The sequence below is a fragment of the Kosakonia sp. S57 genome (assembly GCF_016516575.1).
Taxonomy (GTDB): Bacteria; Pseudomonadota; Gammaproteobacteria; order Enterobacterales; family Enterobacteriaceae; genus Kosakonia; species Kosakonia cowanii.
Genome location: NZ_JACVUL010000003.1, coordinates 37,589 through 49,562 on the forward strand (window position 1 = coordinate 37,589; position 11,974 = coordinate 49,562).

The window sequence follows — 11,974 nt, forward strand, 5'->3', positions numbered from 1 at the left end:
AGTGAAAATGCGATCGGCTGCAAAAATGTCCGTCAGGAGGGTATCAGCTCAGCGGCAGTTGGCGTGCTTATTAATGTTAGCGCTAACATTTTTTAAACAAAATGGTGAGGTAATACACTGATTTAAAAGTGAACGGAGGTATTGATTGGAGTTATGGTTATACTACAAAATATAACGTAGCCAATGCTAACGCCTCTGCGGGCTCTGTGAGTGAAGATGGCAAGACCTTCTCGTGCTGTTATCTCCCGCGCGCCGACGCTGGATGACGTCGCCCGCGCCGCCGGGCTCTCCTCCATGACCGTCAGTCGGGCGCTTAACACGCCGGACCAGGTACGGTCGGAAACCGTGAAAAAGGTGCTCGCCGCTGTCAAAGCGACGGGCTACATTCCCAATGCGTTGGCCGGCGGGCTGGCCTCCCGGCGCAGCAAACTGGTTGCCGTGCTGGTGCCCCACCTCAACGATCCGCTGTTTGCCGATACGCTTCAGGCAATGGGTGAAACGCTCTCGCAACGCGGTTATCAGATGCTGCTGTGCAGCGCCGGTTACACGCCGCAAACGGAAACCGAGCTGGTATCGACCCTGATGTCGCGCCGCCCGGATGGCATTGTGCTCCCCGGTATCCATCACGCTAATGACCTGAAAAAGATCATCTTCAACGCCAGCGTGCCGGTGGTGGAGACGTGGGATATCACGCCAACACCCATCGACATGCTGGTCGGCTTCTCCCATGAGAAAGCGGGCCTGGCAACAGCAGAGTATCTGCTCGGCAAAGGCTACCGGCGTCCGGGGCTGGTATGGACGACAGAGAGAACGGCTGCGCAGCGTAAAAACGGGCTGTGCGAAGGGCTGGCGCGTCACGGCATTACCGACGTGCCTTGTGTTGAGTCGCAACTGCCTGCCCGCTTTGCTGATGGCCGCGCCGGGGCGGCGCAACTGCTGGAAACCACAGAGTTAGATGTGATTATCTGCGGCTCCGACACCCTCGCGCAGGGGGCGATTAGCGAGATCCAGGCGCGCGGGCTGCGCGTGCCGCAGGATGTGGCGGTAATGGGCTTTGGCGATCTCGACTTTGCCGCAGCAACTGTGCCCGCCATCACTACGGTTGCTCTTGATCGTTACGCTATCGGCGCGCGGGCGGCGACACTGCTGGCTAATCGCATCGAAGGGCGCAGCGACGGCGAGCAGATTATCGATATTGGCTTTCACCTGACTGAGCGGGAATCGGCGTAAAGAGATGAGAATCAACATTATTGGCACCAGCGGCAGCGGCAAATCGACGCTGGGCAAGCGTCTCGCGCGCCAGCTTGACGTCCCTTATATCGATATGGACACCCTTTACTGGCGGCCCAACTGGCAGGGGACGCCGGACGAAGAGCTCTACGCGAAACTTGAGCAGATCCTGCAACAGCAGGGCTGGGTGCTGGACGGCAACTATAACCGCAGCCGCGACATCAAATGGCGTAACGTCGATCTGATTATCTGGATCGATTACGGCTTCTGGCGCACCCTGCGCCAGGCGGTATTGCGGGCGATAAAACGCGCGTGGCACAAACAGGAGCTGTGGCCCGGCACCGGCAACTGCGAAAGTTTTCGCCGCTCCTTCCTGAGCCGCGAGTCGATCATTCTCTGGACCATCAAGACCTGGCGCAGCAACCGCGAGCGTTACGCGCGTGATATGGCCGATCCGCGCTATCAGCACCTGCGCTTTGTGCGCCTGACCTCGCCGCAGCAGGCTGACGAATTTCTCGCCACTCTGACCTAAGCTTAAGCCTCTTGTGACGTGCGAGGTAACCCTATGATCACCGTTTATGGCGTACCCGGCTTTGGATCGGCCATCAGCGAAGCGATGCTTACGCTGGCTGATATCCCTTATCAGTTTCACGATGCTAAAGGCTTTGACCAGCCCGGCCCGCAGCAGGAGATGCTGCGCACGCTCAACCCGCTCTGCCAGGTTCCCACGCTGCAACTGGAAGATGGCAGCGTGATGACCGAATCCGCTGCCGTGGCGCTGATGATCCTCGACCGTCGTCCTGATTTGGCTCCGCCAGAAGGGACGCCGGAGCGCCAGCAGTTCTGGCGGCTACTGATATGGCTGGTGGCGAATGTCTACCCGACCTTTACCTATGCCGATTACCCGGAGCGCTGGGTGCCGGACGCGGCGGAGCAGTTGAAAGAGAGCTGCATCGCTTATCGCAAAACCCTCTATCTGTGGCTGGAGAGCCAGTTGCAGGCCGCGCCTTACGCCTTCGGCGAACAGCTTACGCTGCTGGATATCTATCTCTGCGTGATGCGCAGCTGGGGGCCGCGTCAGGCGTGGTTTGCCAGCAACACGCCGAAGATAAACGCCATTGCCGATGCCGTCTGTACGCTGCCAAAACTGCAGGCGGTGCTGCGACGTAACGAGATTATCGGCTAGCGCGCGTTGCCCGCTGTGTTATCGTCATTTTTTTATTAAAAACAAGGAGCAGACCATGCCGCATATCGATATCAAATGTTTCCCCCGCGATCTGAACGACGAGCAGAAGAGTGCGCTGGCGGCGGATATCACCGAGGTGATTATTCGCCATCTCAACAGCAAAGAGAGCTCCATCAGCGTGGCACTCACCGAGATCGCCCCGGAAGAGTGGCAGGTGAACGCCTGGGATAAAGAGATTGCGCCGCAGATGGATAAGCTGATTAAAAAGCCCGGCTACAGCATGTAACGGCTGGCCGGGCAGGCCTTACTGCCCGGCAACCATCCTTTTACCGCTGGCGACAAAGGTACCGCCGCCGAGATGGTGGATCGTGTTCAGCTGATCATTATCAAACTGCCAGCGCCCCTGCACAAAAGCGCGCTCATCGGCGGCGGCAGAGACCACTTCGCCAAACAGCGTGTCATATTTCTCCTGCGCGGCGGTCGGCGGCAGCAGGCGACACTCCATCCACGCCAGACACTTCTCTTCCACCACCGGCAGGCCCAGCACCGGCCCGGCAATCGCCGGAATGCCATAACAGTTGAACTTATCCTCATCGCGCCCGGTAATGCTGCCGACGGCATAGGTCCAGCTGGCGGCGGCGACGCCGGGAACCACAATGCCGAACATGCCGCTGCGCTCAATTAGCTCGCGCGACCAGGTGCTTTTATCCACCACGATGGCGATGCGCGGCGGCGAAAACTCGACCGGCATCGACCAGGCGGCGCTCATTACGTTGCGACGGTCAATCTGCTCATCGCGACTGGTGATCATCACGGTCGGGCCGTGGTTTAACAGGCGGCTGGCGTGCTCTAACGCCACCGGACGAAAATGGCTCATAACCTCTCCTTTAGCAAAATTTCCGCAACTACCCGGCGTGGCGGGCAACCACAATCTGCCCGCGGCCTTGCTCTTTCGCCATATAGAGCGCGAGGTCGGCGGCACGCACCAGGTTATCAGCCCTGGCGTGGCGCGGCCAGGTGGCGAGACCGATGGAGACCGACACCGGGCCGATATCCTGCGACTCGTAGCGCATCGGGTGTTTAAGTATGGTGTTTAGCAGCCGCTCGGCGATCATTTTCGCTTCGGTTTCGCTCTTACCCGGCAGGATCAGCAAAAACTCCTCGCCGCCGTAGCGGAAGGCGACGCCGCATTCGCCGAGCGTGTCGGTAATAATGCGCGACAGCTCGCGCAACACTTTATCGCCCGCGTCATGCCCGTGCAGATCGTTGAGTTTTTTGAAGTAGTCGACATCCAGCATCAGGCAGCTCAGCAGCGTATTGTCGACCATTGCCTGATCGATCATATTGCGCAGCGTCTCTTCAAGGCTATGGCGGTTACGCAGGCCGGTCAGGGAGTCATAGTTCGCTTTTTCGGTCAGCGTGTCGCGCAGCATCTGGTTGGCTAGCGCCAGCGCGAGGGTCTCCGCCAGCAGTTCAAGATAGATATAGGGCGGCTCTTTGCCCGGCGTGTAGTTATCAAAGGTCAGCAGGCCGATACTTTTGTTCTGCGCATTCAGCGGCACGCAGATTGCCCGTGCGGCGATCTCGGGCACGATGTGATCGCAGGGCATATCAACGTCACCGTTACCGGGGCTGTGTAACTGGCCGCGCTTCAGTGCCCAACAGCTTTCCGGCGCGAAAGGAGCATCTTCGCCGGGCGGCAGCGCCCAGCGGGCGACACAATTCATACGATTCGTGTTGTTATCCAGCAGATAGAGCCGCGCGCCCATATCGGGAACGATCTGCGGCGCAAAACGGCTCACCACGCGCACAATCGCGTGCAATGAATCACACCCCTGCAAACGCTGGGTCATGCGCGCCAGCAGGGTGCGCGTCGCCCATTCGGCATCGCGCTCCAGCTCGAGGCGCTGGCGGGCGAGCCCGTTTTCACGAAAAATGCGGATTGCCTGCGCCATATCGCCAATCTCATCGACCTGCGCCAGCACCGGCGCTTCGACGTTGTAATCCTGCGTCGCCAGTCGGTTCACCACGTCGCTCAGCGTTACCACCGGGCGCAGGATGCGGTGTTTGATAATAAAACCGAGCACAAACAGAAACAGCAGGGCGGTCAGGCCGACCATGATCTCAGAGAGGGTGCGCAGACGCAGGGAGAGGTCGGTGGCGTTCGCAATAGCGCTTTGTGTGCGCTGATCGAGCAGGCTGCGAAAATGCGCGAAGCGGTATTCGGCTTCTGAAAGACGCTCCTCATAGCTGGCGCTAAAGAGCAGGTTCATCGCCTCATCGTTTTTTGCCGCCTCAACGTCGTTGATGGCAATTCGCTGCTCATCTTCCAGCTGATCGAGGGTCTTAAGACCATCACGCAAAATAAGCAGCTCCTCATCGGAAGCGCCATTATCGCGCAGCGCGGCGAGATGATTCTCCAGATCAATATCCTGCTCAGCTCTGGTCTTCCAGCTCTGAATGGCTTCAGGCTGCTTTTTGATCACCGCTTCACGCGCCAGTTCGCTCAATGCCCAGGCCTCTTTTTCCAGCGCATCGGTAAGGGTGTCGAAGAGACGGCTTTGCGTCACCGCCTCGCGTTCATTGCGCTCGGCGCTGGAGGCCAGGAAGAGCGCGACGCCGGAGCTGAGCGTTAACACCACTGTGGCGATATAGGCAAAATTGGTTATCGTGGCGATCCGCACGGGCATCCCTTTTTGGTTAAGAACAGCGTTCTTTTCAGTGTAGACATTGCTTAAAAATCAAGGCGCCATATAAGTGTCATTTCACCGTCATACTCCCTGCCTATAGTCAGCCGCAATCAAATCCCAAAGAGGATAACAAGATGTTTGCTCCCCTGACTTCTGCTCAGGTGGATGCGCCCTGCGGATGCAGACCGCGGGTTTCGCACGGCTTCCTGAAACAGGAGGGCGTCGATGAGCGCATTCACTGACATCCGGCTGCAAGGCGTTTCGTACGCTTTCGGCGCGCACACCGTTCTCAATCGTATCGACTTAGCCATCCCCGCGGGCACCATCGTCGCGCTGCTCGGTCCTTCCGGCTGCGGCAAAAGCACGCTGCTGCGCCTGCTGGCGGGGTTGGCGCAACCGGCCAATGGCGACATCTGGTTTGGCGATCGCTGTGTGGCAAAAGCGGGCTGGTCATTACCGCCCGAAGCGCGCGACATCGGCATGGTGTTCCAGGATTACGCGCTGTGGCCGCACATGAGCGTGGCGCAAAACGTCGCCTTTCCGCTGAAGATGCGCGCTGTCCCGCGCGCTGAGCGTGAGGCACGCGTCGTGCAGGCGCTGACGCGCGTCGGGCTGGCGGAATTCGCCGATCGCAAACCCGCCGGGCTCTCTGGCGGCCAGCAGCAGCGCGTCGCACTGGCGCGGGCGATTGTCGCCGAGCCGGGCGTGCTGCTGTTTGATGAGCCGCTCTCCAATCTCGATACTGCGCTGCGCGAAGCGTTGTGCCATGAGATGGCGCGCCTGTTGCGCCAGCTTGGCACCACCGCCGTCTATGTCACCCACGATCGCCGTGAAGCAGAGCTGCTCGCCGACCGCATTGTTCACCTCGCCTCCGGCGAGGTGGAGTCTGTTCGCACCGTTACGTCAACCTCAGGGGAATCTGCATGAAAGGCTTACTGTCCGTGAAAAAAGGAGTCGCCCTCGCTATGGCGCTGTCATCGATGATCATCTCCAGCGCGCATGCGCTGACGGTTTACACCGCCGGGCCGGGATCGCTGGCGAAAAACCTCGCCAGCGGCTTCGAGCAGCAGAGCGGGGTAAAAGTGAATATCTTCCAGGCCACCACCGGCAAAGTGATGGCGCGTCTTGAGGCGGAGCAGGCCAACCCGCAGGCGGATATTTTGATCTCCGCCTCGTGGGAGACGGCAGAGGATCTGCATAAGCGCGGCTGGCTGCTGCCGTTTACCAGCGCTAATGCCGAAAAAGTGCCGGGAACGCTGAAAAGTGCGGACTATGTGGCGCAGGGCATTTCGGCGCTCGGCATTGTCTGGAACAGCAAAAGCGGCACCCCGGAGCCGAAAGAGTGGCGCGATCTCACCGCGCCTGCGTTTAAAGATAAGGTCACAACACCAGACCCGGCGCTCTCCGGCGCATCGCTCGATTTGCTGATCGGGCTGCAAAATGGCATGGGCAATAACGCCTGGCAGCTTTTTGACGATCTGAAAAAGAACGGCATGGTGGTGAGCGGCCCGAACGCGCAGGCGGTGACGCCGGTGATGCAGGGGGCGAAAGCGGCAGTCTTCGGCGCGGTCGATTACGTCACCTATGGCAATATCGCGCAGGGCGAATCGCTGAAGGTCATTTTCCCGGCCAGCGGCACGGTGATTGCGCCGCGCCCGATGATGATCCTCAAATCGACCCAGCATGAGCAGGAGGCGAAAGCCTTTATCGACTATGTGCTGTCGCCGGAAGGGCAGAAAATGGTCGCCGACGCCTGGCTGATGCCTGCCCGTACCGATGTTGCCGCCAAACGCCCGCTGTTAAGCGAGCTGAAACTGCTGCCGACCCAGAGCGACACCGGCAGCGAGCGCGGCGAGATCCTCAAGCGCTTCAACACGCTGTTTGCCCAGTAAAACCCACTGCGGGGGCAACCCCGCTTTCAGGATCCCTTGCCGTGAATCAGACCGTTATCGCCCGGATAACCACGGCGCTGCTGGTGATACTGGTGGCGCTGCCGTTACTCTTTATTGTGCTGCAGGCACTCTTTCCCCACTTCAGCGCAGGCTCGCTGATCGACCCCTTTTCGGCGATCCCGCACCTGCTCGCCGAGCCGCAGCTGCCGGCAATGTTCAGCGGCACGCTGCAAATCGCCTTTGGTGTGGCGCTGCTCAGTGCGGTGATTGGCCTGCCGCTGGGCGTCGCACGCGGGTTGTTCGATCTACCGTGCCCGAAGCTGTGGGATCTGCTGTTTCTGATCCCGTTTCTGACACCGCCTTACATTGCCGCGCTCTCGTGGATGCTGGTGCTGCAAACCCAGGGCTACCTGATGCAGCTCATCGGGCTGGATCTCAATAATCTGCTGTTCAGCAAAAGTGGCATTGTGCTGGTGATGACGCTCAATATCTTCCCGGTGGTCTATTTCGCCGTCTCGCGCAGCCTGCTTGCCAGCGGGCAGCGGCTGGCGCTGGTCGCGCGGGTGCATGGCGCAACGCCGTGGCGAGCTTTCTACCACATCACTTTGCCGCTGCTGTCACCCGCACTGGCGGCGGGGATGCTGCTGGCCTTCACGCTGGCGATTGAGGAGTATGGCGTGCCGGCGGCGCTGGGCACCCGCTCCGGGGTAGTGATGCTGACGGTCGGTATTGAGGAGAAGCTCGCCGACTGGCCGATCGATCTGCCCGGCGCTTCGTTGCTGTCGCTGGTGCTGATTGCGGTTGCGCTCGGCGGCTGGGCGCTACAACGTAAACTGACCGGCGGAACCGATGTCACCAGCGTCTCCGGCAAACCCGCCGCGCATGTTGGCGCGAAACTGGGGCTGTTTACCACGCCGGTGGTACTGGTGATGGCGATGGTCGGTTTTATCGCGGTGGTGCTGCCAGGGCTGTCGATGGCGGTGACCGGCTTTAGCGCGACGCTCTCTGGCGGGCTGGCGTGGGATAATCTCACTGGCGCTCACTTTGCGGCACTCTTTGCCCAGCGCGGTGATGCGCTGCCTGCGCTCGGCACCAGCGTTTCCCTCGCGTTTGCGGCGGCGCTAATTACCGGCCTGCTCGGGTTATGCGCCGCCTGGCTGGTAGTGATGCAGAAGATAAAAGGGCGCGCGCTTATCGATGCGCTGTCGCTTATGCCCGCCGCGCTGCCGGGCGTGGTGGTCGGGGTGGGGTTGATCCTGCTGTGGAACCGCGCCTTCTGGCCGGTTTCGCCCTATAACACGTGGGCGATTTTGCTGCTCTCTTACTGCTGTCTGCTGCTCCCGTGGCCGGTGCGCTACATCGGCAGCGCCATGCGCCAGCTCGGCGGTAATCTTGAACCGGCGGCGCGCGTGCATGGTGCCAGCGCGTTTCAGGCGCTGCGCTTTATTGTGCTGCCGCTGATTTTCCCGGCGATGCTCGCCTCGATGTTAATGGTTTTCGCCATTGCTTCGCGCGAACTGGTCACCTCGCTGCTGCTGTCGCCTGCGGGCACGCAAACCGTGGCGGTCTTTATCTGGCGGCAGTTTGAGCAGGGCTCGGTGGGTCAGGGGATGGCGATGGCGACGCTGACGCTGATTACCGGGCTGGCCTTGATGCTGACGGCGCTGGCCATCATGCAGCGCAGCACAAAGGGATAAAGTGAAGGCACGAAAACGCCAGTGGCGGGGCAAATATGGGTTATAACCAAAGGACATCACACGCAAGGAGCCTGTATGACCCCGTTTTTAAGCGCTTATCTGGATCGCATCGACTGGCCTCACACGCCGGATATTTCCCTTGAGACCTTACGCGCCGTGCATCTGCACCATAACGCCTCGATCCCGTTTGAGAACATTGACGTGGTGTTGCCGCGTGAAATCGATCTCAGCGATGAGGCGATTTTCGCCAAGCTGGTCGTCGGCAGGCGTGGCGGCTACTGTTTTGAGCAGAACGGCCTTTTTGAGCGCGCGCTGCGCGAGATAGGGTTTGAGGTGCGCAGCTTGCTGGGGCGCGTGCTGCTCGCTAACCCGGATCAGATGCCGCCGCGCACCCACCGCCTGCTGCTGGTGCAGCTCGACGGGGAGCCGTGGATCGCCGATGTCGGCTTCGGTGGGCAGAGCCTGACCGCGCCAATCCGCCTGCAGGAGGAGATTGAGCAGGCGACGCCGCACGGCCTTTATCGCCTGCTGCGGGCGGGGGAAAACTGGCAACTACAGTTCCGTCATCATGAGCACTGGCAGACGATGTATCAGTTTGAGATGGGGGAGCAGTACCAGGCGGATTACGTGCTCGGCAACTTCCACTCCGCGCACTGGCCGACCTCCCATTTTCGCCACCATCTGTTGATGTGCCGCCATCTGCCGGACGGCGGCAAAATGACCCTCACCAACTTCCACTTCACCCACTGGCAGCAGGGCAAAGTGGTGGAGGAGACGCATCTGCCCGACGTTGCCGCGCTGTATGAGACGCTACAGCAGCGCTTCGGGCTGGGAGTGAGCGATGCGCAGTCGGGCTTTACTCTGCAACAGCTGCAAACCGTGATGGACGGCTTTGATCTGCACAGCGGCAAGCGCTAGCGGAGCTCTTTCTCAATCATCCGTGCCAGATGGCGTTTGAAGGCTGATTCATCGACATCTGGCATGCCGAGGATGCAAATCCCGTCCATGCCGCAGACCATCGCAATCAGCCGCCAGGCGATATCCGCCGCCGGGTCGTGCAGGGTAAATTCGCCTGCCGCCACGCCCTGTTCGATAAGCCTGACGACTTTGACGTGCCACATCTCCATTGTCAGCAGATAAGCGCCTTTGATTTCCGGATCTTTACTCGCCAGCAGCAGCGCTTCGCGCCACAGATGAATATAGGGCTCCAGCCCGCCTTCATCGCTGCCGAGCATCGCGAACAGTTGCTCGCGCCACGGTGCGGTTTCCGGAACCAGCTCTACCTCCAGCAGTTCATCGATCAGCCGAATAAAGGCCTGCGATTTGAGTTCGTTCGACGAGATGAAATGGTGGTGTACCTGGCCCGTTGCCACCCCGGCTTCACTGGCGATGCGGCGCACCGTCATGGCGGAAAAGCCCTCTGCCAGCGCGACACGCATGGCGGCTTGCAGGATCACTTCCCGGCGATCGTCCCGATTTAAATAGCTCATGAAATATTTTCCCCTTAAAACGTGCCGCGGAGTGTAACAAAAAGCTGGACATGTGTTCAACAATCCGTAGGATCGCATTTCTGGACAGGCGTCCAGAACGGATAAAAGAGGAAGAAGTTATGTTTCGTCAGTGGTTAACGTTGGTCATCATTGTGCTGGTTTATATTCCGGTGGCGATTGATGCGACGGTGCTGCATGTTGCCGCGCCGACGCTCAGCACCGCGCTGGATGCCAGCGGGAATGAGCTGCTCTGGATCATCGATATCTATTCGCTGGTGATGGCAGGGATGGTGCTGCCGATGGGCGCGTTGGGCGACAAAATCGGCTTTAAGCGCCTGCTGCTGATCGGCAGCGGTTTGTTCGGCGGCGCGTCGCTGCTGGCGGCATTCGCCCCCACCGCAGGCTGGCTGATTGCCACCCGTGCGCTGCTCGCCGTCGGTGCGGCAATGATTGTTCCCGCGACGCTTGCCGGGATCCGCACCACCTTTTCTCAGGCGCACCATCGCAACACCGCGCTCGGCGTCTGGGCGGCAATTGGCTCCGGCGGTGCGGCATTTGGCCCGCTGATTGGCGGTATGTTGCTTGAGCACTTTTACTGGGGCTCGGTATTTCTCATCAACGTGCCGATTGTGCTGGTCGTGATGGCGCTTACCGCCCGGTATGTCCCGCGCCAGCAGGGGCGTGCCGATCAGCCGCTGCATCTTAACCAGGCGCTGGCGCTGATTGCCGCCATCCTGTTGCTGGTGTGGAGTGCGAAAACCGCCATGAAGGGCACGCTGCCGCTGTGGCTGGTGGCCAGCACGCTGCTGATTGGCGGTCTGTTACTGACCGGTTTTGTGCGCATCCAGCTGGCGGCGAGCCGGCCGATGATCGACATGCGGCTCTTTACGCACCGCGTGATCCTCAGCGGCGCGCTGATGGCGATCATGGCCATGGTGACGCTGGTGGGCTTCGAGCTGCTGATGGCGCAGGAGCTGCAATTTGTGCACGGCTTTACGCCTTTCGCCGCCGGGGTCTTTATGCTGCCGGTGATGATTGCCAGCGGTTTTAGTGGCCCGATTGCCGGGGTGCTGGTCTCAAGACTTGGGCTGCGTTACGTGGCGGCAGGCGGGATGGCGCTCAGCGCAATCAGCTTCTTTGGGCTGTCGCTGACCAATTTCTCGACCCAGCCAGTGCAGGCAGCAGTGCTGATGGCGCTGCTCGGCTTTAGCGCCGCCAGCGCGCTGCTCGCCTCGACGGCGGCCATTATGGCCGCTGCGCCGAAGGAGAAAGCGGCGGCGGCAGGGGCGATTGAAACCATGTCCTATGAGCTGGGCGCGGGTCTGGGGATTGCGGTGTTCGGCCTGATTTTAAGCCGCACATTCTCCGCAACCATCCACCTGCCACAGCAGCTGAGCGCCGAGGAGGCGGCACAGGCCTCATCGTCCATCGGTGAAGCGTTCCGCCTGGCGCGGGAGTCCGATCCGGCGCTGGCAGAGGGGATTATTGCCGCAGCGAAAACGGCATTTACCCACTCGCACAGCGTCGCGCTCAGCACCGCCAGCATGCTGTTAGTGGTTCTGGCAATTGGGATGTGGTTTAGCCTCGCACGCGTTGAGAAAAGCTGATCCCATCATCGCAACAGGGCACTCTGCCAGCCGTAAAAGCGCGGGGCGCCCATCCCCCTTGTTCCCGCAATAGATGCACCTTTCTGTAACTGACACCTGACGCAGATTGCGAAACCACTGCCATCTTCAGAACGACCGCATTTCTCCTACCTCTTAGGAGGCACTAAAACGCAACGGCAGCG

12 protein-coding genes are annotated in these 11,974 nt (G+C 60.2%); 9 read left to right on the forward strand and 3 right to left on the reverse strand.

Features of this window, described 5'->3' with window-relative positions:
* Positions 1 to 216: 216 nt before the first annotated feature.
* Genes IAE48_RS03475 through pptA form a run of 4 tightly spaced genes read left to right on the forward strand, consistent with a single transcriptional unit; the run spans position 217 to position 2,702 of the window.
* Positions 217 to 1,230: a LacI family DNA-binding transcriptional regulator gene (locus IAE48_RS03475; RefSeq protein WP_200133488.1), complete on the forward strand. Its 1,014-nt coding sequence runs from the start codon at positions 217 to 219 to the stop codon at positions 1,228 to 1,230.
* A gap of 4 nt (positions 1,231 to 1,234) precedes the next feature.
* Entirely contained in the window at positions 1,235 to 1,762 is a 528-nt protein-coding gene (locus IAE48_RS03480) for a shikimate kinase (protein ID WP_200133489.1), read from the forward strand.
* A gap of 33 nt (positions 1,763 to 1,795) precedes the next feature.
* The gene (locus IAE48_RS03485) at positions 1,796 to 2,416 is read left to right on the forward strand and encodes a glutathione S-transferase family protein (RefSeq protein WP_200133490.1); all 621 of its coding nucleotides are present in this window, start codon (positions 1,796 to 1,798) and stop codon (positions 2,414 to 2,416) included.
* A gap of 55 nt (positions 2,417 to 2,471) precedes the next feature.
* Positions 2,472 to 2,702, forward strand: coding sequence for a tautomerase PptA (gene pptA / locus IAE48_RS03490; protein WP_200133491.1), 231 nt, complete (start codon positions 2,472 to 2,474; stop codon positions 2,700 to 2,702).
* 18 nt (positions 2,703 to 2,720) lie between these two features.
* Here the strand turns inward: pptA and IAE48_RS03495 are convergent, their stop codons facing one another.
* Entirely contained in the window at positions 2,721 to 3,293 is a 573-nt protein-coding gene (locus IAE48_RS03495; RefSeq protein WP_200133492.1) for a flavin reductase family protein, read from the reverse strand.
* 28 nt (positions 3,294 to 3,321) lie between these two features.
* A complete protein-coding gene (locus IAE48_RS03500) occupies positions 3,322 to 5,100 on the reverse strand; it encodes a diguanylate cyclase (RefSeq protein WP_200133493.1) in 1,779 nt (592 codons plus the stop codon).
* A 231-nt stretch (positions 5,101 to 5,331) separates the two neighbouring features.
* On the opposite strand from IAE48_RS03500, the gene IAE48_RS03505 reads away from it, so the two are divergent.
* The 4 genes from IAE48_RS03505 (at position 5,332) to IAE48_RS03520 (ending at position 9,613) form a co-directional block, all read left to right on the forward strand.
* Complete coding sequence (locus tag IAE48_RS03505) at positions 5,332 to 6,033, forward strand: ABC transporter ATP-binding protein (RefSeq protein WP_200133494.1); 702 nt, start codon at positions 5,332 to 5,334, stop codon at positions 6,031 to 6,033.
* Positions 6,030 to 6,998 carry an ABC transporter substrate-binding protein gene (locus IAE48_RS03510; RefSeq protein WP_200133495.1) on the forward strand — a complete coding sequence of 323 codons (969 nt, stop codon included), beginning with the start codon at positions 6,030 to 6,032 and terminating at the stop codon, positions 6,996 to 6,998. Before IAE48_RS03505 ends, IAE48_RS03510 begins: the two co-directional genes overlap by 4 nt.
* Before the next feature lie 41 nt (positions 6,999 to 7,039).
* Positions 7,040 to 8,695: an iron ABC transporter permease gene (locus tag IAE48_RS03515; protein WP_200133496.1), complete on the forward strand. Its 1,656-nt coding sequence runs from the start codon at positions 7,040 to 7,042 to the stop codon at positions 8,693 to 8,695.
* Between the two features lie 75 nt (positions 8,696 to 8,770).
* Positions 8,771 to 9,613, forward strand: a complete 843-nt coding sequence (locus tag IAE48_RS03520) for an arylamine N-acetyltransferase (RefSeq protein ID WP_200133497.1) — start codon at positions 8,771 to 8,773, stop codon at positions 9,611 to 9,613.
* Here IAE48_RS03520 and IAE48_RS03525 read toward each other — a convergent pair.
* Complete coding sequence (locus tag IAE48_RS03525) at positions 9,610 to 10,185, reverse strand: TetR family transcriptional regulator (protein ID WP_200133498.1); 576 nt, start codon at positions 10,183 to 10,185, stop codon at positions 9,610 to 9,612. The two genes, IAE48_RS03520 and IAE48_RS03525, sit on opposite strands and share 4 nt — an antisense overlap.
* Positions 10,186 to 10,304: 119 nt before the next feature.
* Here IAE48_RS03525 and IAE48_RS03530 point away from each other — a divergent pair, with 119 nt between their 5' ends.
* Complete coding sequence (locus tag IAE48_RS03530) at positions 10,305 to 11,792, forward strand: SmvA family efflux MFS transporter (protein WP_200133499.1); 1,488 nt, start codon at positions 10,305 to 10,307, stop codon at positions 11,790 to 11,792.
* Positions 11,793 to 11,974: the final 182 nt, after the last annotated feature.